This window comes from Cupriavidus sp. SS-3 (assembly GCF_035818815.1).
GTDB classification, from domain to species: Bacteria; Pseudomonadota; Gammaproteobacteria; order Burkholderiales; family Burkholderiaceae; genus Cupriavidus; species Cupriavidus taiwanensis_C.
Genome location: NZ_JAYLVT010000016.1, coordinates 24,464 through 49,185 on the forward strand (window position 1 = coordinate 24,464; position 24,722 = coordinate 49,185).

The 24,722-nt window shown below is 67.7% G+C and carries 19 protein-coding genes; 15 read left to right on the forward strand and 4 right to left on the reverse strand.

Features of this window, described 5'->3' with window-relative positions; translation table 11 throughout:
• Window positions 1–85 precede the first annotated feature (85 nt).
• The 15 genes from U9J39_RS21560 to U9J39_RS21630 all read left to right on the forward strand — a co-directional run bounded on the left by U9J39_RS21560 (window position 86) and on the right by U9J39_RS21630 (window position 21,901).
• Window positions 86–556, forward strand: a complete 471-nt coding sequence (locus tag U9J39_RS21560; protein WP_062795846.1) for a F0F1 ATP synthase subunit B — start codon at window positions 86–88, stop codon at window positions 554–556.
• Between the two features lie 2 nt (window positions 557–558).
• Window positions 559–1,104, forward strand: a complete 546-nt coding sequence (locus tag U9J39_RS21565) for a F0F1 ATP synthase subunit delta (protein ID WP_115711333.1) — start codon at window positions 559–561, stop codon at window positions 1,102–1,104.
• A gap of 38 nt (window positions 1,105–1,142) precedes the next feature.
• Window positions 1,143–2,684 carry a F0F1 ATP synthase subunit alpha gene (atpA, locus tag U9J39_RS21570; RefSeq protein ID WP_018006200.1) on the forward strand — a complete coding sequence of 514 codons (1,542 nt, stop codon included), beginning with the start codon at window positions 1,143–1,145 and terminating at the stop codon, window positions 2,682–2,684.
• Between the two features lie 74 nt (window positions 2,685–2,758).
• The gene (gene atpG, locus U9J39_RS21575) at window positions 2,759–3,634 is read left to right on the forward strand and encodes a F0F1 ATP synthase subunit gamma (RefSeq protein ID WP_092316767.1); all 876 of its coding nucleotides are present in this window, start codon (window positions 2,759–2,761) and stop codon (window positions 3,632–3,634) included.
• A gap of 33 nt (window positions 3,635–3,667) precedes the next feature.
• Window positions 3,668–5,071 (forward strand): F0F1 ATP synthase subunit beta, encoded by a 1,404-nt coding sequence (gene atpD, locus U9J39_RS21580; RefSeq protein WP_115678922.1) that lies wholly within the window; start codon window positions 3,668–3,670, stop codon window positions 5,069–5,071.
• A gap of 148 nt (window positions 5,072–5,219) precedes the next feature.
• Window positions 5,220–5,636: a F0F1 ATP synthase subunit epsilon gene (locus tag U9J39_RS21585; RefSeq protein WP_010811262.1), complete on the forward strand. Its 417-nt coding sequence runs from the start codon at window positions 5,220–5,222 to the stop codon at window positions 5,634–5,636.
• 714 nt (window positions 5,637–6,350) lie between these two features.
• Window positions 6,351–6,791 (forward strand): CoA-binding protein, encoded by a 441-nt coding sequence (locus U9J39_RS21590; protein WP_115711331.1) that lies wholly within the window; start codon window positions 6,351–6,353, stop codon window positions 6,789–6,791.
• 48 nt (window positions 6,792–6,839) lie between these two features.
• Window positions 6,840–7,790, forward strand: a complete 951-nt coding sequence (locus U9J39_RS21595) for an alpha/beta hydrolase (protein WP_326348005.1) — start codon at window positions 6,840–6,842, stop codon at window positions 7,788–7,790.
• A gap of 46 nt (window positions 7,791–7,836) precedes the next feature.
• Window positions 7,837–8,934 carry a uroporphyrinogen decarboxylase gene (gene hemE, locus U9J39_RS21600; protein WP_326348006.1) on the forward strand — a complete coding sequence of 366 codons (1,098 nt, stop codon included), beginning with the start codon at window positions 7,837–7,839 and terminating at the stop codon, window positions 8,932–8,934.
• A 523-nt stretch (window positions 8,935–9,457) separates the two neighbouring features.
• Window positions 9,458–11,773 (forward strand): primosomal protein N', encoded by a 2,316-nt coding sequence (locus U9J39_RS21605; RefSeq protein WP_326348007.1) that lies wholly within the window; start codon window positions 9,458–9,460, stop codon window positions 11,771–11,773.
• A gap of 195 nt (window positions 11,774–11,968) precedes the next feature.
• Window positions 11,969–15,952, forward strand: coding sequence for a trifunctional transcriptional regulator/proline dehydrogenase/L-glutamate gamma-semialdehyde dehydrogenase (gene putA / locus U9J39_RS21610; RefSeq protein ID WP_326348008.1), 3,984 nt, complete (start codon window positions 11,969–11,971; stop codon window positions 15,950–15,952).
• A gap of 169 nt (window positions 15,953–16,121) precedes the next feature.
• Window positions 16,122–17,273, forward strand: coding sequence for a branched-chain amino acid ABC transporter substrate-binding protein (locus U9J39_RS21615; RefSeq protein ID WP_326348009.1), 1,152 nt, complete (start codon window positions 16,122–16,124; stop codon window positions 17,271–17,273).
• Window positions 17,274–17,422: 149 nt separating this feature from the next.
• Window positions 17,423–19,393 carry a tetratricopeptide repeat protein gene (locus tag U9J39_RS21620; RefSeq protein WP_326348011.1) on the forward strand — a complete coding sequence of 657 codons (1,971 nt, stop codon included), beginning with the start codon at window positions 17,423–17,425 and terminating at the stop codon, window positions 19,391–19,393.
• A gap of 166 nt (window positions 19,394–19,559) precedes the next feature.
• A complete protein-coding gene (locus tag U9J39_RS21625; protein ID WP_115711322.1) occupies window positions 19,560–20,786 on the forward strand; it encodes a cation:proton antiporter in 1,227 nt (408 codons plus the stop codon).
• Window positions 20,786–21,901, forward strand: a complete 1,116-nt coding sequence (locus U9J39_RS21630; RefSeq protein WP_115678915.1) for a YbdK family carboxylate-amine ligase — start codon at window positions 20,786–20,788, stop codon at window positions 21,899–21,901. The genes U9J39_RS21625 and U9J39_RS21630 overlap by 1 nt, the downstream gene beginning before the upstream one ends.
• Window positions 21,902–21,931: 30 nt before the next feature.
• Here U9J39_RS21630 and U9J39_RS21635 read toward each other — a convergent pair whose 3' ends face one another.
• From U9J39_RS21635 to U9J39_RS21650, 4 genes are all read right to left on the reverse strand, one after another.
• Window positions 21,932–22,423, reverse strand: coding sequence for a YMGG-like glycine zipper-containing protein (locus tag U9J39_RS21635; protein WP_115678914.1), 492 nt, complete (start codon window positions 22,421–22,423; stop codon window positions 21,932–21,934).
• Between the two features lie 142 nt (window positions 22,424–22,565).
• A complete protein-coding gene (locus U9J39_RS21640; RefSeq protein WP_326348014.1) occupies window positions 22,566–23,423 on the reverse strand; it encodes an alpha/beta hydrolase in 858 nt (285 codons plus the stop codon).
• Window positions 23,424–23,442: 19 nt separating this feature from the next.
• Window positions 23,443–23,916 carry an OsmC family protein gene (locus U9J39_RS21645; RefSeq protein WP_115711318.1) on the reverse strand — a complete coding sequence of 158 codons (474 nt, stop codon included), beginning with the start codon at window positions 23,914–23,916 and terminating at the stop codon, window positions 23,443–23,445.
• A gap of 29 nt (window positions 23,917–23,945) precedes the next feature.
• On the reverse strand, window positions 23,946–24,683 hold the full coding sequence (locus U9J39_RS21650) for an MBL fold metallo-hydrolase (protein WP_116311897.1): 738 nt from the start codon (window positions 24,681–24,683) through the stop codon (window positions 23,946–23,948).
• Between the last annotated feature and the right edge of the window lie 39 nt (window positions 24,684–24,722).

A 24,722-nucleotide genomic window follows, 5' to 3' on the forward strand; every position in this document is an offset into this window, starting at 1 on the left:
CATGATGCTGACGGGCGGCGCGGGCCACCAGCCTGGCCGCCTTTTGTGCATTTATCTGTAGTTTGATTACCGAAAGGAACACACCATGAATCTGAACGCAACGTTTTTTGCGCAGATGGTCGTGTTCTTCATCCTGTGGTGGGTTGTTGCCAAATTCATTTGGCCGCCGCTGGTGAAGGCGCTCGACGAACGCGCAAAGAAGATCGCCGATGGCCTCGCCGCTGCCGAGAAGGGCAAGGCCGAGCTTGAACTCGCCAACAAGCGTGTGGACCAGGCCATGGCCGAAGCCCGCACCGAAGGCGCTCAACGTGTCGCTGACGCCGAGAAGCGCGCCCAGCTGACGGCCGACGAGATCAAGCAGAACGCCCAGGCAGAAGCCGCACGCATCATTGCCCAGGCCAAGGCCGAAGCCGAACAGCAGGTTACCCGCGCGCGCGAAGAACTGCGCGACCAGGTTGCCGTGCTGGCCGTCAAGGGTGCCGAGCAGATCCTCAAGCGTGAAGTGAACGCGCAGGTCCACAACGACCTGCTCAATCAACTCAAGGCTGAGCTCTAATCATGGCTGAAACCGCAACCATTGCCCGTCCCTACGCTGAGGCGCTGTTCCGCGTCGCCAGTGAATCGAGCGCAGGCAACCTGGGTGCATGGTCCGAGCTGGTGTCGGAAATGGGGCAGGTTGCCGCCAATCCCGACATGAAGGCGGTCGCCGACGATCCGAACGTTCCCGGCGCCAAGCTGGCCGAACTGTTCGTGTCGGTGCTGAAGTCCCCGGTCAGCGACGAAGCGCGCCGCTTCGTGCAACTGCTGGTGGACAACAACCGCCTGACGGTGATGCCCGACATCGCCGAACAGTTCCATGCGCTCAAGAATGCCCGCGAAGGGTCGTCCGACGTTGAAATCACCAGCGCCTTCCCGCTGGAAGATGGTCAGCTGAACGACCTCGTCGCCGCCCTCGAACGCAAGTTCGGCCGCAAGCTGTACGCGCAGGTGGCGGTGGACCCGTCCCTGATCGGCGGCGTCAGCGTCAAGGTTGGCGACGAAGTGCTCGACACCTCCGTGCGTGCGCGCCTGGCAGCCATGCAAACCGCGCTGACCGCCGCCTGAGCGGCCGTCCGGCGGATTGAAGAATTAGGAGCATTGTGATGCAACTGAACCCCTCAGAAATCAGCGAGCTGATCAAGACCCGCATCTCGGGCCTTGGCGCCGAAGCTGAAGTGCGCAACACCGGCACGGTGATCTCCGTGACCGATGGTATCTGCCGCGTGCATGGCCTGTCTGGCGTGATGCAGGGCGAGATGCTGGAATTCCCCGGCAACACCTTCGGCCTCGCGCTGAACCTCGAGCGCGACTCGGTCGGCGCCGTGGTGCTGGGTGAGTACGAACACATTTCCGAAGGCGACACGGTCAAGTGCACCGGCCGCATTCTGGAAGTGCCGGTGGGCAAGGAACTGCTGGGCCGCGTGGTCAACACGCTGGGCCAGCCGATCGATGGCAAGGGCCCGATCAACGCCAAGGAAACGGACGTGATCGAGAAGGTCGCCCCGGGCGTGATCGCGCGTCAGTCGGTGAGCCAGCCGGTGCAGACCGGCCTGAAGTCGATCGACGCGATGGTGCCGATCGGCCGTGGCCAGCGCGAGCTGATCATTGGCGACCGCCAGACCGGCAAGACCGCCGTCGCCGTCGACGCCATCATCAACCAGAAGGGCAAGGGCGTCTTCTGCGTGTACGTGGCAATCGGCCAGAAGGCTTCGACGATCGCCAACGTGGTGCGCAAGCTGGAAGAGCACGGCGCGATGGAATACACCGTCGTCGTCGCCGCCGCCGCTTCGGACTCGGCCGCCATGCAGTACCTGGCCGCCTACGCCGGCTGCACCATGGGCGAGTACTTCCGCGACCGCGGCGAAGACGCGCTGATCGTCTATGACGACCTGACCAAGCAAGCCTGGGCCTATCGCCAGGTGTCGCTGCTGCTGCGCCGCCCGCCGGGCCGCGAAGCCTACCCGGGCGACGTGTTCTACCTGCACTCGCGCCTGCTGGAGCGTGCCGCCCGCGTGAACGCCGACTACGTCGAGAAGTTCACCAACGGCGCCGTCAAGGGCAAGACCGGTTCGCTGACCGCGCTGCCGGTGATCGAAACGCAGGCCGGCGACGTGTCCGCGTTCGTGCCGACCAACGTGATCTCGATCACGGACGGCCAGATCTTCCTGGAAACCGACCTGTTCAACGCCGGTATCCGCCCCGCCATCAACGCCGGTATCTCGGTGTCGCGCGTCGGTGGTGCTGCGCAGACCAAGGTGGTGAAGAACCTGTCCGGCGGTATCCGTACCGACCTGGCCCAGTACCGTGAACTGGCTGCCTTCGCGCAGTTCGCCTCGGACCTGGACGATGCCACCCGCAAGCAGCTGGAGCGCGGCCGCCGCGTGACCGAACTGCTGAAGCAGCCGCAATACCAGCCGCTGCAAGTGTGGCAGCTGTCGGCTTCGCTGTTCGCCGCCAACAACGGCTTCCTCGACAACGTGGAAGTGAAGGACATCCTGCCGTTCGAGAAGGGCCTGCACGACCACCTGAAGACCAAGTACGCCGACCTCATCAACCGCATCGAAGAGACCAAGCAGCTCTCGAAGGAAGATGAAGCCGCCCTGCGTGCCGCTGTCGAGGATTTCAAGAAGTCCGCCGCGTTCTAACCGCGTAATTCCACGACATCGTCGCCGCGCCTGGCTCACGCCGGCGCGGCGATGGTTCGGATGGAGAGGAAGATATGGCCGGAACGAAAGAGATTCGAACCAAGATCAAGAGCGTGCAGAACACGCGCAAGATCACCAAGGCGATGGAGATGGTCGCCGCGTCCAAGATGCGCAAGGCGCAGGAGCGGATGCGCAACGCCCGTCCCTATGCCGAGAAGGTGCGCAACATTGCGGCGCACCTGGCTACGGCCAACCCCGAGTTCAAGCACCCGTTCATGCAGGAGCGCGAAGTCAAGCGCGTCGGCATGATCGTGGTCACGACCGACAAGGGGCTGTGCGGCGGCCTGAACACGAACGTGTTGCGCTCGGTGACCAATGAGCTGAAGGCCCTGCAAGGCCGTGGCGTGGATGTGCAAGCCACCGCCATCGGCACCAAGGGCATGCAGTTCCTGGGCCGTATCGGCGCCAAGGTGGTTTCGCACGTGGTGCACCTCGGTGACACCCCGCATCTGGAAAAGCTGATCGGCGCGATCAAGGTCCAGCTCGACGCCTTCACCAATGGTGAAGTCGACGCGGTGTACGTGGCGTACACCAAGTTCATCAACACGATGAAGCAGGAACCGATGGTTGAGCAGCTGCTGCCGCTCGCCGCCGACAAGCTGTCGCAGACCGAAGAAGAAAAGCGCGCCTACTCGTGGGACTACATCTACGAGCCTGACGCCCAGACCGTCGTGGAAGAGCTGCTGGTCCGCTACGTCGAGGCGCTGGTGTACCAGGCCGTGGCCGAGAACATGGCGTCCGAGCAATCGGCGCGCATGGTGGCCATGAAGGCTGCGTCCGACAACGCCAAGAACGTGATCGGCGAACTGCAACTGGTCTACAACAAGACCCGTCAGGCCGCGATTACCAAGGAACTGTCGGAAATCGTCAGCGGCGCAGCTGCGGTCTAAGGCGTCACGAATTCAAGCTATCGGAGATACGAAATGAGTATCGGAAATATTGTGCAGTGTATTGGCGCCGTGGTGGACATCGAGTTCCCCCGCGACGCAATGCCGAAGGTGTACGACGCGCTCGTGCTGGAAGAATCCGGCGATGCCTCGTTCGCCGAGAAGGGCCTGACCTTCGAAGTCCAGCAACAGCTGGGCGACGGCGTGGTGCGTACCATTGCCCTGGGCTCGTCGGACGGCCTGCGCCGCGGCATGTCGGTGAAGAGCACCGGCGCCCCGATTTCGGTGCCGGTTGGCCACGGCACCCTGGGCCGCATCATGGACGTGCTGGGTCGCCCGATCGACGAAGCCGGCCCGATCGCTTCGGACGAACTGCGTGCGATTCACCAGAAGGCACCGAAGTTCGACGAACTGTCGCCTTCCGTTGACCTGCTCGAAACCGGCATCAAGGTGATCGACCTGGTCTGCCCGTTCGCCAAGGGCGGCAAGGTGGGCCTGTTCGGTGGCGCCGGCGTGGGCAAGACCGTCAACATGATGGAGCTCATCAACAACATCGCCAAGCAGCACAGCGGTCTGTCGGTGTTCGCCGGCGTGGGCGAGCGTACCCGTGAAGGGAACGACTTCTACCACGAAATGAAGGACTCGAACGTGCTCGACAAGGTGGCCATGGTGTTCGGCCAGATGAACGAGCCGCCGGGCAACCGTCTGCGCGTGGCGCTGACCGGCCTGACCATGGCCGAGCGCTTCCGCGACGAAGGCCGTGACATCCTGTTCTTCGTCGACAACATCTACCGCTACACCCTGGCCGGTACCGAAGTGTCGGCACTGCTGGGCCGTATGCCTTCCGCAGTGGGCTACCAGCCGACGCTGGCCGAGGAAATGGGCAAGCTGCAAGAGCGCATCACCTCGACCAAGACCGGCTCGATCACGTCGATCCAGGCCGTGTACGTGCCTGCAGATGACTTGACCGACCCGTCGCCGGCAACGACCTTCCTGCACCTGGACTCGACCGTGGTGCTGTCGCGTGACATCGCCGCGCTGGGTATCTACCCGGCCGTCGATCCGCTCGACTCGACCTCGCGCCAGCTGGACCCGCAAGTGGTCGGCACCGAGCACTACGAAGTCGCCCGCCGCGTGCAGCAGACCCTGCAGCGCTACAAGGAACTGCGCGACATCATCGCGATTCTGGGCATGGACGAACTGTCGCCGGAAGACAAGCTGGCAGTGAACCGCGCCCGTAAGATCCAGCGTTTCCTGTCGCAGCCGTTCCACGTGGCAGAAGTGTTCACGGGTTCGCCGGGCAAGTACGTGCCGCTGAAGGAAACCATCCGCGGCTTCAAGATGCTGGTCGACGGCGAGTGCGATCACTTGCCCGAGCAGGCGTTCTACATGGTCGGCTCGATCGACGAGGCCTTCGAGAAGGCCAAGAAGCTCCAGTAAGCCTTGCTTGTCGTTCCCGCGAAAGCGGGAACCCAGCGTCTTTGAACGTCGTTCCAAAGTCACTGGGCCCCCGCGTTCGCGGGGGCGACGGTAAATCGCGTAAAGCGTTTTGCCGTCGGAAGCGAAGTGAGTGGAGAAAGGATCAGATATGGCAACCATTCTTGTAGACGTCGTCAGCGCGGAAGCGTCGATCTTCTCCGGCCAGGCGAAGTTCGTGGCGCTGCCGGGCGAGTCGGGTGAGCTGGGCATCCTGCCGGGCCACACGCCGCTGATCACGCGCATCCAGCCGGGTGCGGTGCGCATCGAGAAGGAAGACGGCAGCGAAGAGTTCGTGTTCGTTGCCGGCGGCATTCTCGAAGTGCAGCCCAAGCACGTCACTGTGCTGGCCGACACCGCGATTCGCGGTGGCGACCTGGACGAAGCCAAGGCCCAGGAAGCCAAGCGCGCGGCCGAAGAGCTGATGCAGAACCAGAGCAGCGATCTCGACCTGGCACGCGCCCAGAGCGAACTCGCCGTGGCCGCGGCGCAACTGGCAGCAATTGCCCGTCTGCGTCGGAAGAAGTAAGCATCGAGCAGGACTGTCGCGTTGTTGTTTTTTCGATGCGACATTTAAAAAGGCAGCCGCGAGGCTGCCTTTTTTGTAAGCGCGGCGATATGCTTTGGCCGCGCCTGGACAAAAAAAAGCGCGCGGGCCGGGGAGGCTCCGCGCGGACGGGAAAATCCCTTCGAGGGGTCAATTCGAAGGAACGGGTTCGGTCCAGGTCGACAAGCAAGGCGCACCGGATATCCAAATATCCGCTCACAGGCCGCAAAGGCCACGCGCTGCAACGGTCTTCCTGGTGCTCCGGTCCAGCAAGCTTTACGCTGGATCGGAAAATCGGGTTACTGCCGGAAACGCTACAAAAAGGCTTTCTTCAGCACGCCCCTTTAGTCTGCACGGCCATTTTTACCGGGGCGCCACGCCCGCCCAGCGGGTGTGTCAATGCATTGTGGGGGAAACTCCCGGGCATGGCAGTAACAAAATGTATCGGTTTGAAAGAAGTTGAAAGCCGGAGCGCCTAAAATCCGGCGTGATCGGCATATTTTCGCGCCTTGCCGTCACGTTTTGCGCCGCCATGTGTTGCGGGATTATCTTTATATCCGTGATTTCTGTGTTCGTTTCCGCACCAAATCCTGCGTGACAATTGCGGTTACGATTCAATGGCCGCCGGAGTTGCGTCCCCGTTGCGATGCAGCCCGGCGGTCATCTGGTCACTCACCTCCACAGCCCGGAGACGCAATGCCGCCCGAGATGCAGCAAGCCATACAAGCCATGCTGGCGATGAAGACCGTAGCCGTAGTCGGCTTGTCCGACCGTGCGGAGCGGCCCAGCCATGAGGTCGCCGAATTCCTGCAGGGCCACGGCTTCCGCATCGTGCCGGTCAATCCGCGCCATGCCGGCGAACGCATCTTGGGTCAGACCTGCCACGCGACGCTGCGCGAGGCCGCCGACGCCGCCGCGGCGGCAGGCGCCCCGATCGAATGGGTCGATATCTTCCGCCGCGCCGAGGACACACCCGGTGTGGTCGACGAGGCCATCGCCATCGGCGCGCGTGGGGTCTGGCTCCAGCTTGGCATCATCAACGACCAGGCGGTGCGTCGTGCCACCGATGCCGGGCTGCTGGCGGTGCAGGACTGTTGCAGCAAGATCGAGCTGACGCGCCAGCTCGGCGGGGCCTGATTCCCGCCGTTTCTTTTATCCCTACTGATTACCCCTTTGCCGCCGACCATGGCCATCGATCCGCAACTGCTCGCCTATTACCGCCGCCTGGCCGAACGCTATGCCACGGAGCCGGCGCCGGCCGACGTCCCGGCGCAGCGCGCCCGCTTCGCCGAGATCGCCGCCGCCTCGTTGCGGCCGGATCCGGAGGGCGTTGTGGTGCAGCCGCTCGAAGTGGCGCTGGCCGGACGCACGCTGGGCGCACGATTGTTCCGTCCGGCCGGCGTGGCCGCGCCACGGCTGCTGGTGTACTTCCACGGCGGCGGCTGGGTGGTTGGTTCGACGCAGACGCACCACACCGTCGCGGCCTTGCTCGCGGCCGATACCGGGTGCGCCGTGGCCAGTGTCGATTACCGGCTGGCCCCCGAGCACGCCTTCCCGGCGCCTTGCGACGATGCCGCCGAAGCCGTGGTGTGGCTGGCCGGCCAGCGTCAGTCGCTGGGGCTGGCGCCCGATTTCCTGGCGGTGGCCGGCGACAGCGCCGGCGGCCACCTCGCGGCGCAGGCCGCGCAGCGGCTCAATGCCGGCGAGGCGGTGCGGGTCGACGCCCAGCTGCTGATCTATCCGGTCGCGGCGCCGGTGCTCAGCACCGAAAGCTATCGCGCCTTCGCCGATGGCCCCGGCCTGACGCGTGACGAGATGGCGTGGTTCTGGACCCAGTTCATCGGTGCCGAGGCCCTGGCGCAGGGCGCTGCCCACGCCGATCCGCGCGTGCACCTGATGGCCGCGCCGCCGGTGCGGCCGCCGGCCACCGTGCTGATGGTGGCGGCGCACGATGTGCTGCGCGACGACGGCCTGGCCTATGCCGACTTCCTGGTGCGCCACGACGCCCCGGTCATCACCATCGAGGCCAGCGGCATGACCCACGGCTTCGCCCGGCTGCAGCCGGAGGCCGAGCGCGCGCGGGAATGGATGCGTCGCGCCGCGTCGGCGTTCGCGGGGATGATCGACGACGTCTGAGCGGCATCCGCGTGCGGCCATCCCTTAGAATGGCGGTCTTACGAGGATGACCATGACCGCACTGCAGAACGATACCTTCCTGCGCGCGCTGCGCCGCCAGCCGACCGAATACACGCCTCTGTGGCTGATGCGCCAGGCAGGCCGCTACCTGCCCGAGTACAACGCCACGCGCGCGCGCGCCGGCAGCTTCCTCGGGCTGGCCAAGAACCCGGCCTATGCCACCGAAGTGACACTGCAGCCGCTGGACCGCTATCCGCTCGACGCGGCCATCCTGTTCTCTGACATCCTGACGGTGCCGGATGCAATGGGCCTGGGCCTGTCGTTCGCCCAGGGCGAGGGCCCGCGCTTCGCGCATCCGCTGCGCACCGAAGCCGACGTGCAGAAGCTGGCCGTGCCCGACATGGCATCGCTGCAATACGTGTTCGACGCCGTGGGCGAGATCCGCCGCGCGCTGGTGCAGGACGGCCGTCAGCGCGTGCCGTTGATCGGCTTCTCGGGCAGCCCCTGGACGCTGGCCTGCTACATGGTCGAAGGCGGCGGCTCGGACGACTTCCGCACGGTCAAGGCGATGATGTACGGCCGTCCCGACCTGATGCACCGCATCCTCGACATCAATGCGCAGGCGGTCACGGCGTACCTGAACGCGCAGATCGAGGCGGGCGCGCAGGCGGTGATGATTTTCGACACCTGGGGCGGGGCGCTCGCCGACGGCATGTACCAGGCGTTCTCGCTGGCGTACATGCGCCGCGTGCTGGCCGGCCTGAAGCGCGAGCACGCCGGACAGCAAGTGCCGGCGATCGTCTTTACCAAGGGCGGCGGCCTGTGGCTGGAAGCGCTGGCCGACACCGGCGCCGATGCCATCGGGCTGGACTGGACCGTCAACCTGGCCGAAGCGCGCCGGCGCACCGGCGGCCGCGTGGCACTACAGGGCAATATCGACCCGACCGTCCTGTTTGCGCCCGAGGCCGCGATCCGCGAGCAGGTGCGTGGCGTGCTGGACAGCTATGCCGCCGGCGGCGGCAGCGACGGCCATGTCTTCAACCTCGGCCACGGGATTTCGCAGTTCACGCCCCCGGAGAGTGTTTCCGTGCTGGTCGACGAGGTGCACCGGCACAGCCGCCAGCTGCGCACAGCAGTAAAGTGACGGTCGCGGTATGCAGCCCGGCAGGGCGATGCGGCGCCGCCCCGCGCTGCAACGTCCCGGCCGGGCCCGTACCCAGTGCTGCGCGAGCCGCGCGGGCGTACCGTGTCAAGTTAACTTTTTCGCCAAGAGTCACCAAAAAGGTGTGCTGGGTTGATTGGCGGCACTTGACTTATGCACACCGATAGGTTTGCCGCAGTGCAGGACAGGGTTATTCCCTAACCTATCTGGGGGATGTTTGCAAGCCCTTGATTTTTAAGGCTTTGGAAGATTTGCAAAGTAGGGGTCGATGCCAGTGGATCCCTTGTTTCTCGGGGCTTCCGGGCCAGGCAAAGCGACTTTTCAACAAAGTTATCCACAGGGGCCGTGGAATTAGTGGAAAACCAGTCATCTATCATCGACTTAGGGCCACATTTGAAGTTTTACTTTAAGTTGATGCTGCGCCGCACACCAACCCTCCGCCATGGCCGGGCAGGCTGTCAGTGGACCCAGCCTTGCCCCCCGGCGATGCACCTTCAAGCCGTGCATGCTGCCCGATAGCGGCACCCTCCTTCCCGAGTCCACGGCGCCAGCCGCCGCACGGGTGGCGTTGTCGTCGCCGCCGGTGATACGGGTTGCGCTCGACACGCCCGCGGACGACTGCTTCGACTACCTCGCCATCGCCGACATCGCGCCCGGGGACCTGGTGGTGGTGCCGTTCGGCCGCCGCAGCATGGTCGGCGTCGCGCTCGAATTTGCGCAAGACTCGGAAGTGCCTGTGGACAAGTTGCGCCCCGTGGCGCAACGGCTGGACTGGCTGCCGCCGCTGCAGCCGGACTGGATCGGGCTGGCAGCCTTTGCCGCGCGCTACTATCAGCGCCGGCTAGGCGAAGTGATGCTGCCGGCCTTGCCGCCCGCCCTGCGCGAGGTTGAAAGCTGGCCCAGCCTGGCGCAGCGCGCCCGCACCGATGAATACCGCGTGCTGCCGGACCAGGCCGAGGCCTTGCTGGCGGCCGTGCCGCCCCGCGCCCGCAGCGTGCGGGCCCTGGCCCAGGCGCTGTCCGACCGCGCCGCCACGGGCGAGCCGCTGCCCCTGGCGGAAGCGCGTGCCCTTTGTGCCGCGGCACCGTCGCGGCTGGCCGAATGGCAGGCCGCAGGCTTGGTCGAGGCCAGCCGCACCGCGCGCACCTTGTTGACGACCGACCCCACCCAGCCGCCGTCGGCCGCGCCGCCGCTGCATGACGAGCAGCGCGCCGCGGTGCAGGCGATCGCCGACGCCGAAGGCTTTGCCCCGTTCCTGCTGCACGGCGTGACTGGCAGCGGCAAGACCGAGGTCTACCTGCATGCGATGCAGTCGGTGCTGGGGCGCGACCCGCGGGCCCAGGTGCTGATGCTGGTGCCGGAAATCAACCTGACCCCGCAGCTGCAAAGCCGCATTGCCGCGCGCTTCCCGCAGTTGCCGCTGGCGGTGCTGCACAGCGGCCTGGCCGACCAGGAGCGCAGCCTGCAGTGGCTGGCGGCGCACCGCGGCGAGGCCCGCATCGTGCTGGGCACGCGCATGGCGGTGATGGCCTCGCTGCCGGCGCTGGCGCTGATCGTGGTCGACGAGGAGCACGACACCTCCTACAAGCAGCAGGAAGGGCTGCGCTACTCCGCGCGCGACCTGGCAGTGTGGCGCGCCAAGCAGCGCGGCATCGCGGTGGTGCTGGGTTCGGCCACGCCGTCCATGGAAACCTGGTGGCGGGCCGGGCAGGGCACCTACCGCAAGCTGGTGCTGCGCGAGCGCGCCCAGACCGATGCGGCGCTGCCGGCGGTGCGGCTGGTCGACCTGAACCATGAGCGCCAGCGCCAGCGCGCCCTGTTCGAGGGCCTGTCGGTGCCGTTGCTGGAGGCCATCGACGCACGCCTGGCGCGCGGCGAGCAGAGCCTGCTGTTCCTGAACCGCCGCGGCTATGCGCCGGTGATCGCCTGCGACAGCTGCGGCTGGCTGTCGGGTTGCCCGCGCTGCTCGGCGTACCTGGTGCTGCACCGGCCCGAACGGCGCCTGCGCTGCCACCACTGCGGCCTCGAGGCGCCCGTGCCGCACCACTGCCCGGATTGCGGCAATGTCGATATCGCGCCGCTGGGGCGTGGCACGCAGCGCATCGAAGAGGCCTTGGCGGCGCGCTTCCCGCAGGCCCGCATCGCCCGCATCGATGCCGATTCCACGCGCCGCAAGGGCAGCGCACAGGCCATGTTCGACGAGGTCCATGCCGGTGAAGTCGACATCCTGGTCGGCACCCAGATGGTGGCCAAGGGGCACGACTTCCAGCGCGTGACCCTGGTCGGTATCGTCCATCCCGACGCGGCCATGTTCAGCCACGACTTCCGTGCCGCCGAGCACCTGTTTGCGTCGCTGATGCAGGTGGCCGGGCGGGCAGGGCGCGCCGGCCTGCCGGGCGAGGTGCTGATCCAGACCCGCTATCCCGATACCCCGGCATTGCAGGCCCTGACGCGCCATGACTATGATGGATTCGCGGCCAGCCAGTTGCGCGAGCGGCGCCAGGCCGGGTTGCCCCCGTTTTGCTTCCAGGTGCTGGTCACCGCGGAACACGGGCAGCTGGAGCGGGCGCTGCAGTTCCTGGAAGCCGCGCGCCGGCATGCCGAACGCTGCACCCTGGCGCCGGAGGTGCAACTGCATGATCCGGTGCCGATGTCGATGGTGCGGGTGTTCAACCGCGAGCGTGCCCAGATGCTGGTCGAAGCCAGCGTGCGCCCTGTACTGCAACGGTTTGTGGCCGAGTGGGTACAGACTTTCGCAGAGGTTGGCACGGAGGTGAAGGGGGTGCGCTGGCAGTTGGAAATCGACCCGTTGCGGATCTAGTCGCGCCGGCATGTGGAGCAGAAGTGCAACCTCTGCGTTAGGGTTTTCGATAGGGTTGCACTAGGTTGCACCTTGGTGATTTTCGGGAGTAAGATCGCGCCAGCTCACAGGCTGCGGCCGGTCGCGCGCCCTTGCCTGTCGGCTCGGACGAGGTAGCACCGGCGGCGGCTCCAGTCTTTCGGAGAATTGCCCGCAATGGCCACCACCACCCTTGGCGTCAAGCTCGATGACGCCTCGCGCGACCGCCTCAAGCGCGTTGCCCAATCCATCGACCGCACCCCGCACTGGCTGATCAAGCAGGCCATCTTCTGCTACCTCGAGCAGATCGAGCGCGGCCACCTGCCGTACGAAGCCGGCGCGGCCGGGGCCGAGGGCGAGGGCAGCGACGGCGCGGATGCGCTCCATGGCGACGGCGCACCGCAGCCGTTCCTGGAATTTGCGCAGAGCATCCAGCCGCAGTCGGTGCTGCGCGCCGCCATCACCTCCGCCTATCGCCGCCCGGAAACCGATTGCGTGCCGGTGCTGCTGGAGCAGGCGCGCCTGCCGCAGCAGCAGGCCGAGGCCGCCATCAAGATGGCCAAGGCACTGGCGACGCGCTTGCGCGAGCAGAAGGTCGGGACCGGGCGCGAGGGCCTGGTGCAGGGGCTGATCCAGGAATTCTCGCTGTCGTCGCAGGAAGGCGTGGCGCTGATGTGCCTGGCCGAGGCACTGCTGCGCATTCCCGACAAGGCCACGCGCGATGCGCTGATCCGCGACAAGATCAGCGGCGCCAACTGGCAGTCGCACCTGGGCCAGAGCCCGTCGCTGTTCGTCAACGCCGCCACCTGGGGCCTGCTGCTGACCGGCAAGCTGGTCGCCACCCATACCGAATCGGGGCTGACCAAGGCGCTGACGCGCATCATCGGCAAGGGCGGCGAGCCGCTGATCCGCAAGGGCGTGGACATGGCGATGCGCCTGATGGGCGAGCAGTTCGTCACCGGCGAGACCATTTCCGAGGCGCTCGCCAATGCGCGCCGCTACGAGGCCGAGGGCTTCCGCTATTCCTACGACATGCTGGGCGAAGCGGCCATGACCGAGGCCGATGCCGCGCGCTACCTGGCGTCGTACGAGCAGGCCATCCACGCCATCGGCCAGGCCTCGCGCGGCCGCGGCATTTATGAAGGCCCGGGCATCTCGATCAAGCTGTCGGCGCTGCACCCCCGCTACAGCCGCGCGCAGCACGAGCGCGTGGTGGGCGAACTGTACGAGCGCCTGAAGTCGCTGACGCTGCTGGCGCGCCAGTACGACATCGGCATCAATATCGACGCCGAGGAGGCCGACCGCCTCGAGATCTCGCTGGACCTGCTCGAGCGCCTGTGCTTCGAGCCCGAGCTGGCCGGCTGGAACGGCATCGGCTTCGTGGTGCAGGGCTACCAGAAGCGCTGCCCGTTCGTGATCGACTACCTGATCGACCTGGCCCGCCGCAGCCGCCACCGCCTGATGATCCGCCTGGTCAAGGGCGCCTATTGGGACAGCGAGATCAAGCGTGCCCAGGTGGAAGGGCTGGAAGGCTATCCGGTCTATACGCGCAAGGTCTACACCGATGTGTCGTACATCGCCTGCGCGCGCAAGCTGCTGTCGGTGCCGGACGCGATCTACCCGCAGTTCGCCACCCACAACGCGCACACGCTGTCGGCCATCTACCAGATCGCCGGGCACAGCTACTACCCCGGCCAGTATGAGTTCCAGTGCCTGCACGGCATGGGCGAGCCGCTCTATGACCAGGTGGTGGGCCCCACCGCCGACGGCAAGTACAACCGGCCCTGCCGCATCTACGCGCCGGTCGGCACGCATGAAACGCTGCTGGCCTACCTGGTGCGCCGGCTGCTGGAGAACGGCGCCAACACCTCGTTCGTCAACCGCATTGCCGACGACACCATCTCGCTGGATGAGCTGGTTGCCGATCCGGTGGCCGTGGTCGAGGCCATGCATCGCGACGAAGGCGTGCTCGGCCTGCCGCACCCGCGCATTCCGTCGCCGCGCACGCTGTATGGCAAGAGCCGGCCCAACTCGGCCGGCATCGACCTGGCCAACGAGCATCGGCTGGCGTCGCTGTCGTCGGCGCTGCTGGCCGGCACCGGCGAGCGTCTGGTGGCCGAGCCGATGCTGGGCGCCGAAGTGGCGCGCGCCGCCGATGCCATCACCACGCCGGTACTGAATCCGGCCGATCACCGCGACGTGGTCGGCCATGTGACCGAAGCCGGCAAGGCCGAGGTCGACGCCGCGCTGCAGGCCGCGGTCAATGCCGCGCCGATCTGGCAGGCGACGCCGCCGGACGTGCGCGCCGCCGCGCTGGAGCGCGCCGCCGACCTGATGGAAGCCCAGATGCAGTCATTGATGGGCATCATCATGCGCGAGGCCGGCAAGACCTTCTCCAATGCCATCGCCGAAGTGCGCGAGGCGGTGGACTTCCTGCGCTACTACGCCGCCGAGGTGCGCCGCGGCTTCGACAACGAGACCCATCGCCCGCTGGGCCCGGTGGTCTGCATCAGCCCGTGGAACTTCCCGCTGGCGATCTTCACCGGCCAGGTGGCCGCCGCGCTGGCGGCGGGCAACCCGGTGCTGGCCAAACCGGCCGAGCAGACCCCGCTGATCGCCGCCGCCGCGGTGAGGCTGCTGCGCGAGGCCGGCGTGCCGGCCGGCGCGGTGCAGCTGCTGCCGGGCCGCGGCGAGACCGTCGGCGCCGCGCTGGTGGGCGATGCCCGCGTCAAGGGCGTGATGTTCACCGGCTCGACCGAGGTCGCGCGCATCCTGCAGCGCAATGTCGCCGGGCGCCTGGACGCCGCCGGCCGCCCGATTCCGCTGATCGCCGAAACCGGCGGCCAGAACGCGATGATCGTCGACTCCTCGGCGCTGGCCGAGCAGGTGGTCGGCGACGTGGTCAACTCCGCCTTCGACTCGGCCGGCCAGCGCTGTTCGGCGCTGCGCGTGCTGTGCCTGCAGGAGGACGTGGCCGAGCGCGTGCTGGAAATGCTCAAGGGCGCGATGCAGGAACTGACCATGGCCAACCCGGACCGCCTGTCGACCGACGTCGGCCCGGTGATTGACGAAGAGGCGCGCGCCGGCATCGTGCGCCATATCGATGCGATGCGCGCCAAGGGCCGCCGCGTCCACCAGGCCGATCCCAACGCGGCGCAGGGCGCCAGCTGCCGCCATGGCACCTTCGTGCCGCCGACGCTGATCGAGCTGGACAGCATCGAGGAACTCAAGCGCGAGGTCTTCGGCCCGGTGCTGCACGTGGTGCGCTTCCCGCGCGCGGCGCTGGATACCATGGTCAGCCAGATCAACGGCACCGGCTATGGCCTGACGCTGGGCATCCATACCCGCATCGACGAGACCATCTCGTTCATCGTCAGCCGGGCGCAGGTGGGCAACCTGTATGTGAACCGCAATATCGTCGGCGCGGTGGTGGGGGTGCAGCCGTTCGGCGGCGAGGCGCTGTCGGGCACCGGTCCCAAGGCCGGCGGCCCGCTCTACCTGCACCGGCTGCTGTCGGTCTGTCCGCAGGACGCGGTGGCGCGCAGCGTGCGCGCGGCCGACGTCAATGCCGGCGCCGGCGGCGCCCAGACCGTGGGGCCGGACGACGAAGCCGTGCGCGCCACCGAGGCCTTCCGCGAGTGGGCGCGCCGCGAGCAGCCCGAGGTGGCGGCCGCGTGCGAGCGCTTCGCCGAGGCCTCGGCCTCGGGCCTCGCGGTGACGCTGGCCGGGCCCACTGGCGAGCGCAACACCTACACGCTGCTGGCGCGCGAGCGGGTGCTCTGCCTGGCCGCGCAAGAGGCCGACCTGGCCCTGCAGCTGGGCGCCGTGCTGACGGTGGGCGCCGAGGCGGTATGGCCGGAAAACCCTGTCGCCCGGGGGCTGTTTGCGCGCCTACCTAAGGGCGTACAATCGCGCGTCCGCATGGTGGCCGACTGGACCGCGGCGGACACGGCAATCGATGCGGTGCTGCACCATGGCGATTCGGACCAGCTGCGCACGGTGTGCGAGCAGGTCGCGGCGCGTCCTGGTCCGATCATCGGCGTGCAGGGCCTGGCGCAGGGTGAACGGAACATTGCGCTCGACCGCCTGCTGATCGAGCGCTCGCTCTCGGTCAACACCGCGGCCGCGGGCGGCAATGCCAGTTTGATGACGATCGGCTGAGGCAACCCTCGGACGGCGTCATGTCGAAGCGCGCGGCGATGGCGGCGATCCCGCCCCGCCGCGCAGAGAAAGCACGGCGCGGCACTGCCAGGCCGCGCCGCAATACAACTGCCGGTAACGACACCACATCGGCACCACATCGGCACCATTTGGGACCCAAGGAGATCTGATGAGCTCGACTTTCCACAAGACGGCAATGACCGTTGCCCTGACCCTGGCTGGCCTGACCGCCGCCTCCGCCGCGTTCGCGCAGGCGCAGGAAATCAAGCTGGGCTACGCCGGCCCGATGACCGGCGGCCAGGCTCAGTACGGCAAGGACATGCAGAACGGCATCGTCCTCGCGATCGAGGACATGAACGCCACCAAGCCCAAGATCGGCGGCAAGGAAGTCAAGTTCGTGCTGGTTTCCGAAGACGACCAGGCCGATCCCAAGACCGGCTCGGTGGTCGCGCAGAAGCTGGTGGATAACGGCATCCAGGGCATGCTGGGCCACTTCAACTCCGGCACCACGATCCCGGCGTCGATGGTCTACAACCGCGCCGGCATTCCGCAGATCGCCATGGCGACCGCGCCGGAATACACCAAGCAGGGCTTCAAGACCACCTTCCGCATGATGACCTCCGACACCCAGCAGGGTTCGGTGATCGGCGCGTTCGTGGTGAAGAAGCTGGGCGCGAAGAACATCGCCATCGTCGATGACCGCACCGCCTACGGCCAGGGCCTGGCCGACGAGTTCGAGAAGGCCGCCAAGGCCGCCGGCGGCAAGATCGTGCGCCGCGAGTTTACCAACGACAAGGCGGTGGACTTCAAGGCCGTGCTGACCAACATCAAGCGCAGCAACCCGGACATCATCTTCTACGGCGGCGCCGAGACGCAGTCCGCGCCGATGGCCAAGCAGGTCAAGGAACTGGGCATGAAGGCCCCGCTGGTGTCGGGCGAAATGTCCAAGACCGACAACTTCCTGAAGCTGGCCGGCCCCGCTGCCGAAGGCACCGTGGTGTCGCTGGCCGGCCTGCCGCTGGACCAGATGCCCGGCGGCGGCGCGTACGAGAAGAAGTACGAGAAGCGCTTCGGTTCCAAGGTCCAGACCTATTCGCCGTACGCCTACGACGGCGCCACCGCGATGATGACGGCCATGGTCAAGGCAGGCTCGACCGACCCTGCGCGCTATCTGCCGGTGCTGGCTGCAACCAATATGCAGGGCGTGACCACCAAGACGCTGGCGTATGACGCGCGCGGCGACCTGAAGGACGGCGGTATCACGGTCTACAAGGTGGTGGGCGGCAAGTGGACGGTGCTGGAGACGGTTGGCGGCAAGTAAGCTGCCGCCACATCTGGCGCATGGGAAGAACGCTGCCTGCGGGCGGCGTTTTTCTTTCCCGGGTGCCGGCGACGGGCGAGACAAGGTCCCTATCCCGCCATTGGCGCATAATCCCGCACTCGCACTTTTTTCATCCATAGGAGCAGTACGTGTCCGAGCAGGAAGCCAGCTACGACCACGCCATCGGGCTAGCCAACCAGGGGCGCTTCGCCGAAGCGCTGCAGATTGCCGACCAGCTGTCGCTGGCGCGCCCCGAGGTGGTGGATTTCGTCACGCTGCGGGCGCGGCTGCACTTTGACAACGGCGATGCCGGCGCCGCGCTGGCGGTGCTGGACGAGGCGCTGGCGCGGCTCGAGACGCTGCCGCTGCAGCCTCCGCACCGCTGGGTCTCGCGCGGGGTGATCGCGCACCGCTACGGCGCCATGATGATGAGCCTGGGCCGCGATGCCGAGGCCCGCCCCTGGCTGCACGAGGCCGCGCAGCGCAGCGGCCTGCTGACCGGCGAATGGGCCGCGCATTTTCACGCCGGCCTGGCGGCGCTGCGGCTGGGCGACATGGCCGGCGCCGCGCGCTACTGGTACGACCTGATGGTGCGCAACCCCGACCTGGGTGCCGACGATATCGCGCCGCTGGTAACGGACTACATCGCCCGCACCGAGGCTGCCGGCGTGCCGGCGGAGCCGTTGATGCGCGTCTGCCTGGGCCGGATCGCGCTGGACAACCCGCATCTGCTGGAGCTCGATGCCGCGGCCGGCGATGCCGTCGCCGCCGACCAGGCCGCGCGCGTGCTGGCCGAGCACCCCGACCACCCCGAGGCGCGCCGGCTGCGCGCGCCGCTGCGCCATGGCGTCGGTGACCTGCAAGGCGCGCTCGAAGACCTCGGCGTCTACCTGCGCCAGGTGCCCGACCCGCAGAGCCAGGTACGCGAGCTGGCCTGGCGCCACCAGCTGGCGCAGCGCGGCGACGGCACTCCCTCCGCCTCCGCCGAACCCGAGCCGTGGCTGCGCTTCACGCTGACCGACCAGTCCGACGACGGCGCCGGCTACTACCGCGCCGCGATGGCGCTGGGCGAATTCATCGACGACGTGCCCGCCGCCGAGGCCGCGCTGCGACCGCTGCTGGTGCAGGCCGGGCGCGCGGGCGTGGCGCGCTTCGACCAGTACTTTGCCACGGGCCAGGGCGACGCCGCCGGCCATGGCGGCAATGCCGACCCCCATCTCTATTCGCTGCTGTGCCGGCTGCTGGCGCGCAGCCTGCCGGCCGACGCCGCGCATGCCGACGAGCGCATCGCGCTGCACCGCCAGGGCATGGCCGCGAGCGAGTTCATCGAGCACTGGATCGACCTGCTCGATTGCCACGCCGACGCGGGCCAGCACCAGAAGGTGGCGGAACTGGCGGGCGAGGTGCTCAACCGCTATCCGCTCGAGCGCAACCCGGCCGACGTGACCTGGGCCTTCAGCCGCATGATCGCCGCCTGGAAGGCGCTCGGCGGCGCCGAGCCGACCGAGGCCGCGCGCGCCGCGATGGCGCACATGGATGCGCGCCTGGACGCGCTGCCGGTTGAAGCCCGCAGCGAGGCCGCGCATCCGATGGCGCATGCGCGTGCCTACTATGCCGCGCTGCTGCAGGCCCGCATGGCCGGCATGGACGAGCACGACCGCACCAATGCGCTGGCCGAGATCGAGGTGCAGCAGCGCCGCGCGCTGCTGGTGGAAGACGCCTGGCTGTACAACCGTTTCGGCCAGGTCTGGCGCGACCTGGGCGAGCCCGAGCGCGCGCTGCCGCTGTTCGAGCAGGCGGTGGCGCTGACCGAGGGCGATCCGCAGGACCAGGCCGGCCCGCGCGTGCAGCGCGGCCTGGTGCACAACGCCGCGGGCCGCCACGACGCCGCGCTGGCGGACTTCGTCGCGGCCTTCGCCGCGCGTGACGACTGGGATGCCGAGGTGTACCTGCGCGCGGTGCAGTCCGCACTCGGACAGGGCCAGCGTGAAGCCGCGCTGGGCTACTTCGACCAGGCGCGTGCCCGGGGTGCGGCGCAGGGCACAACGCGCACGCTGCACGGCCAGGTCGAGGCGGCGTTGAAGGCCACCCGCCCGGTGTGGAAGATGTGGGGCGTCTGAAACGTCTCTGGCGGCCCGCGAATCGGCTGAAGATGTAAGGTATGTAAAAAACGCCATCCGTAGATGGCGTTTTTTACGTGAAGATGACCGAAATAAGACGCGCGTTTGGTGCGGTGTCGGACAATCACTGACATGGATTGTGAAGTGCTTACATTACCATGTCGCCATGAATGGACTGAGCCAACTTTTTCCTAGCCTCCCGCTCGCGCCCGGCGGCCTCTTCTGGGTCGGACTGGCCCTGGTCGGCGCTGGCCTGGCGGGCGAGCTGAGCCGGCGCTGGCTGCGCTGCCCGCGCATCGTCGGCTATGCCGCGGCGGGGTTGTGCGCAGGCATGCTGGGCCGCAGCATCGTCGACGAGAACATGATCAACCAGACCCGTATCCTGATCGATATGGCGCTGGCACTGGCCTTGTTCGAACTCGGCCACCGGCTTTCGCTGACCTGGCTGCGCGCCAACCGCTGGCTGCTGCTGACCAGTGCCTTTGAAAGCCTGCTGACCTGGGGCCTGGTGGCGGCAGTGCTGCAGTGGATCGGCGCCTCGCCCGGCGTGGCCATACTTGCCGGGGGCATCGCGGTCAGCACCTCGCCCACCATCGTGCTGCAGCTCAAGAACGAGCTGCGCGCCGACGGGCAGGTCACCGAGCGTCTGCTGGCCATGGCCGCGCTCAACAGCATCTATGCCGCCGCCATCGTGCAGGTCGCCACCGGCTGGCTGCATTCGGAATACGGCAACCTGGGCGCGGCGCTGCTGCATCCGCTGTACCTGCTGGTGGGTTCGTGCCTGCTGGCCTGGGTGGTGGGAAAGCTCGGCCATGCCATCTACGACCGCATGTCGGCCGACGATCACTACAGCTTCCTGGTGCTGGTGGGCCTGGTGCTGTTCACGCTGGCGCTGACCCGGGTACTAAAATTGTCGATGCCGCTGACGCTGATGCTGGCCGGCGTGGTATTCAAGCACCAGGACAACCAGCCGCACGTGTGGCCGCCGCATTTCGGCAGCGCCGGCAGCCTGCTGATCATCGTCATGGTGGTGTCGCTGGGCCTGCCGCTGACGGCGCAGGACTGGGCCGTGGGCGGCGTCTACGCCATCGCGCTGGTGGTGCTGCGCCACGTCGCCAAGCTCGCCGGCGTGGTGTCGCTGGGGTCGTTCTCGGGACTGAGCCTGCGCCAGTGCATGGCGCTGGGAATGGCGCTGGCGCCGATGTCGGGCCTGGCCTACCTGCTGATGCATGACGTCGCGCGCCTCTACCCGGGCACCGGGCAGCCGCTGGCGGCGATCATCCTGTGCGCGCTGGCCATCGAACAACTTTTCGGCCCGGTGATCGCGGCGTGGGCGCTGCGCTACGCAGGCGAAGTCCGCGTCGATATCCGGGCCAATGGAGGAGGGCGCTGATGTCGCTCGAGCCGTTCAAGCAATCCGAGGCGCTGACGTTCGGCGTCGAGCTGGAGCTGCAGCTGGTCAACCGGCACGACTATGACCTGGCGCCGTTCGCGCCCGACCTGCTGCGCGCGCTCAAGGGCGCCCAGCATGCCGGCGACATCAAGCCCGAGATCAGCCCGTCGATGATCGAGATCAGCACGGGCATCTGCCACAGCTACCAGCAGGCGCTGGAAGAACTGACCGTGATGCGCGACCTGATGGTGGCGGCGTCGCACTCGCTGAACCTGGGCATTGCCGGCGGCGGCACGCATCCGTTCCAGCAATGGTCCGACCGCACCATCTCCGATTCGCCGCGCTACCAGTACATCTCCGAGCTCTACGGCTACCTCGCCAAGCAGTTCACCGTGTTCGGCCAGCACGTGCATATCGGCTGCCCCAGCGCCGACGAATCGCTGTTCCTGCTGCACGCCATCGGCCGCTATGTGCCGCACTTCGTCGCGCTGGCGGCGTCGTCGCCGTATGTGCAGGGTGTCGATACCGGCTTTGCCTCGGCACGGCTGAATTCGGTCGCGGCCTTTCCGATGAGCGGGCGCGCGCCGTTCCTGCTGACGTGGGATGCCTTCACCGCGTACTTCGAGAAGATGCGCAATACCGGCGTGATCGAGAGCATGAAGGACTTCTACTGGGATATCCGGCCCAAGCCGGAATTCGGCACCATCGAGGTCCGCGTGATGGACACGCCGCTGACGGTGCAGCGCGCCTGCGATATCGCCGCCTATATCCAGATGCTGGCGCGCTACCTGTTGCTGTCGCGCCCGTTCATGCCGCAGGAAGACGACTACCTGGTGTACACCTTCAACCGCTTCCAGGCCTGCCGCTTCGGGCTGGAAGGCGAATACGTGCACCCCAACGAACTGACCCGCATGCCGATCGCGGACCATATCCTGTCGATCTGCGACGCGCTGGTGCCGCATGCCGAGGCGCTCGGCTCGCTCGAGGCGCTGGCCAATATCCGCGCCCTGGCCGCGCGCCGCGACGGTGATGCCGAGTGGCTGCGCCAGGTCGACGCGGAGGCGCGCAGCCAGCGCGAGACGGTGCGCAAGGCGTGTGACCAGTGGGCTGCCTGAGTGGGCGCGCCCGTTGAACGCGCCGCTGCCTTACTGGACGCTGTAGCCTCGTCCCTGCATGCAGGCGCCCCAGGCCTGGTAGTACGAGCCCATCGCCTGGCTGGTATTGGCCGCCGCCTGCTGGTTGGCGGCATTCGCCTGGCGGCGTGACTGGCGGTGCGCCATGCCGCCGGCGACCGTACCCGTTGCAGCGCCGATTGCCGCACCCTTGCCGGCGTCGCCCGCAATCGCGCCCGCCACGGCCCCGGCAGCAGCGCCGCCTGCCGCACCCCGCACGCGCTGGCCGCTTTGCGCCTGGGCCGGCGGCGGCGCGTTGGCGGCCTGGGCAGGATCAACGCCGGTCTGCTGCTTGGCCCAGCTGTAGCACGCGCCGTCGTCGCTGGCCTGCTGCTGCTGGCTCTGGCCCTTGGCCGGATAGGCGACGGGCTTGCTCTGCGCCGTGGCCTGGAACGGCGCCAGCGCGAGGGCCGCGGCCAGCGCGCCGAGGGCGAGATACGGCTTGCGATGCTGGCGTTGCTTCATGATCGTGTTCCCCCGCAGTTGTCGGCCACGCAATGCTGGACGCGCCGCCCGGTGCGCGCGCGGCAAGCCGTTCCGTGTTCTCTGAAGGCCAGTATTTGCGGCCCGCAGGGCTAAGTCAAATCAGTGTTTTGGCGGCGCGATGTTATTTGTTTGTGGTGGGTGGCGGCGCCAGCAGGAACGCGGTGGCCTGCTGCCACCAGGCCAGGTCGACATGCCCGGTCCAGTCGTTGTGGCCGGCGCCGTCGATCACCGCCAGCCGCCGGGGTTCGCCCAGCGACGCATAGAGCGCCTCGCCGAAGCGCGCCGGCACGATGGTGTCGCGTTGCGCCACCGCCACCATCACCGGGCGGCCAAAGCCGGCCAGGCTGGCGACGCTGTCGTAGCGGTCGCGCAGCACCCAGCCGGCCGGCAGCCAGGGATAGTGATGCGAGGCCAGGTGCGCCAGCTTGTCCCACGGCGTGATCAGCAGCACGCCGGCAACGCTGTCGCGCTGGCGCGCGGCCGCCGCCGCCGCTACGCCAGCTCCCAGCGATTCGCCGATCAGCAGCAGAGGGCCGTCGAACTGGCGCCGCGCCAGCGCAATCGACTGTTCCGCGTCGGCGACGAAGCTGCGTTCGCCCAGGGTGCCCGGGCGCGGCCCGTATCCCGGGTACTCGGCCAGGATCACGCGCACGCCCAGCGGCGCCAGCGCGCTGGCGTAGTAGTCGCGATGCCCGGCATGTCCGGCGTTGCCGTGGAACACCATCGCGGTGGCGCGCACCGGCCCGCGCGGCTCGGCCACCAGTCCGCGGAAGTCGTCCGGACCCGGCCACGCGCGCAGCCCGGGCGAAACCATGTCGTCGACCGAAGCGCGTTCGGGGAAATAAAGGAAGTGATCCTGCAGCATGGCGATCGCGGCTAGCCCCGCCAGCGCCGCGGCCAGCCAGCGCCACAGGCGCGCCCTCGCCGTCCGTGGCAGCGCCGACGGTGCGGGCGCGCCGGGCAGCACGCTGGCAGGCATGGCCGTGTGCCTGGGGCGGTCAGGCGCCGGCGTACACCGGCTCGCAGCGCACCTCGGTCCTGACCGAGTTGGCGATAAAGCAGGCCTCGTGCGCGGCGTGGTGCAGGGCGTCGAGCTGGTCGCGCGTGGGCTCGGCCTCGCCGCCAAACGTGACTTGCGGGCGCAGCGTCACCACGGTCATCGCCATGCGCCCGTCGGCGTTCTTTTCCATCACACCGGTGGCCGCGTCCAGGTAGCGGTCGACCACCAAGCGCTGCCTGGCTGCGAGCGACAGGAACCACAGCATGTGGCAGCTCGACAGCGAGGCGATGAACATCTCTTCCGGGTCGACCGCGCTGGCGTCGGACATCGGCAGCGGCACCACATGCGGCGACGACGAGCCCGGGACTTCGGCGCCGCCGTCGAAGCGCAGCACGTGCCGGCGGCTGTAGCGGTTGCCGGCGAAATCCTGTCCGTCGCGTTGCCACAGGACTTCAGCGGTATAGGTGGACATGCAGGGACTCCTGAGGTTGGGGAGGGAATTCAGGCGCCGTGCGGCACGCTTTCGCCGTCGCGCAGGCCCAGGCGCTGGTTGGCCGGCACCGCGACATCGATCAGCCTGGGGCGCGGCAGGTTCAGGTTGCGCATCATCTCGATGAACTGCTCGCGCGTGCGGCCGGCGACGCGGCTGTTGTGCGCGCGTTCATGGCCGATGGTGGACACGGTGCGGCCCTTGTAGTCGTGGGCCGGATAGACCAGCGTGTCGTCGGGCAGCGCGAACAGCTTGCGGGTCAGGCTGTCGTACAGCGTGCCGGCGTCGCCGGACTGGAAATCGGTGCGGCCGCAACCGTCGATCAGCAGCGCGTCGCCGGTGAAGATGCGGCGCACGATGCCGTCGGCGCCGGCCTCTTCCCACAGGTAGCTCATGCTGCCGGCGGTGTGCCCGGGCGTATGGATGGCGCGCAGCACCTGCTTGCCGAAGGCGACGGTGTCGCCGTCGATCAGCTGCTTGTGCGCGGGCTTGATGTCGCAGCCGGACGGCGCCGCGGTATGCGCGCCGGTCTGCAGGGCCAGGTGGCCGGCCGAGGTGATGTGGTCGGCATGGGCGTGGGTCTCGATCACCCAAGCCAGGCGCGCGCCGGTTTCCTGCAGCAGCTTCAGGTCGCGCTCGAACTGGTGGTCGACCGGATCGATCAGCAGCGCGTCCCCGGTAGCGGCGTCGATCAGCAGGTAGGTGAAGGTGGACGAGGTCTCGTCGAACAGCTGGTGGAAGGTCTGCATGGCCGTCCTCTTGTTGTTTGGCCGGGGAACGCCGCCATG

Excerpts from the sequence above, each read along its gene's own strand:
- U9J39_RS21560 (WP_062795846.1), top strand. The coding sequence starts at position 86 with ATGAATCTGAACGCAACGTTTTTTGCGCAGATGGTCGTGTTCTTCATC.
- U9J39_RS21565 (WP_115711333.1), top strand. The coding sequence starts at position 559 with ATGGCTGAAACCGCAACCATTGCCCGTCCCTACGCTGAGGCGCTGTTC.
- atpA (WP_018006200.1), top strand. The coding sequence starts at position 1,143 with ATGCAACTGAACCCCTCAGAAATCAGCGAGCTGATCAAGACCCGCATC.
- atpG (WP_092316767.1), top strand. The coding sequence starts at position 2,759 with ATGGCCGGAACGAAAGAGATTCGAACCAAGATCAAGAGCGTGCAGAAC.
- atpD (WP_115678922.1), top strand. The coding sequence starts at position 3,668 with ATGAGTATCGGAAATATTGTGCAGTGTATTGGCGCCGTGGTGGACATC.
- U9J39_RS21585 (WP_010811262.1), top strand. The coding sequence starts at position 5,220 with ATGGCAACCATTCTTGTAGACGTCGTCAGCGCGGAAGCGTCGATCTTC.
- U9J39_RS21590 (WP_115711331.1), top strand. The coding sequence starts at position 6,351 with ATGCCGCCCGAGATGCAGCAAGCCATACAAGCCATGCTGGCGATGAAG.
- U9J39_RS21595 (WP_326348005.1), top strand. The coding sequence starts at position 6,840 with ATGGCCATCGATCCGCAACTGCTCGCCTATTACCGCCGCCTGGCCGAA.
- hemE (WP_326348006.1), top strand. The coding sequence starts at position 7,837 with ATGACCATGACCGCACTGCAGAACGATACCTTCCTGCGCGCGCTGCGC.
- U9J39_RS21605 (WP_326348007.1), top strand. The coding sequence starts at position 9,458 with ATGCTGCCCGATAGCGGCACCCTCCTTCCCGAGTCCACGGCGCCAGCC.
- putA (WP_326348008.1), top strand. The coding sequence starts at position 11,969 with ATGGCCACCACCACCCTTGGCGTCAAGCTCGATGACGCCTCGCGCGAC.
- U9J39_RS21615 (WP_326348009.1), top strand. The coding sequence starts at position 16,122 with ATGAGCTCGACTTTCCACAAGACGGCAATGACCGTTGCCCTGACCCTG.
- U9J39_RS21625 (WP_115711322.1), top strand. The coding sequence starts at position 19,560 with ATGAATGGACTGAGCCAACTTTTTCCTAGCCTCCCGCTCGCGCCCGGC.
- U9J39_RS21630 (WP_115678915.1), top strand. The coding sequence starts at position 20,786 with ATGTCGCTCGAGCCGTTCAAGCAATCCGAGGCGCTGACGTTCGGCGTC.
- U9J39_RS21635 (WP_115678914.1), bottom strand. The coding sequence starts at position 22,423 with ATGAAGCAACGCCAGCATCGCAAGCCGTATCTCGCCCTCGGCGCGCTG.
- U9J39_RS21640 (WP_326348014.1), bottom strand. The coding sequence starts at position 23,423 with ATGCCTGCCAGCGTGCTGCCCGGCGCGCCCGCACCGTCGGCGCTGCCA.
- U9J39_RS21645 (WP_115711318.1), bottom strand. The coding sequence starts at position 23,916 with ATGTCCACCTATACCGCTGAAGTCCTGTGGCAACGCGACGGACAGGAT.
- U9J39_RS21650 (WP_116311897.1), bottom strand. The coding sequence starts at position 24,683 with ATGCAGACCTTCCACCAGCTGTTCGACGAGACCTCGTCCACCTTCACC.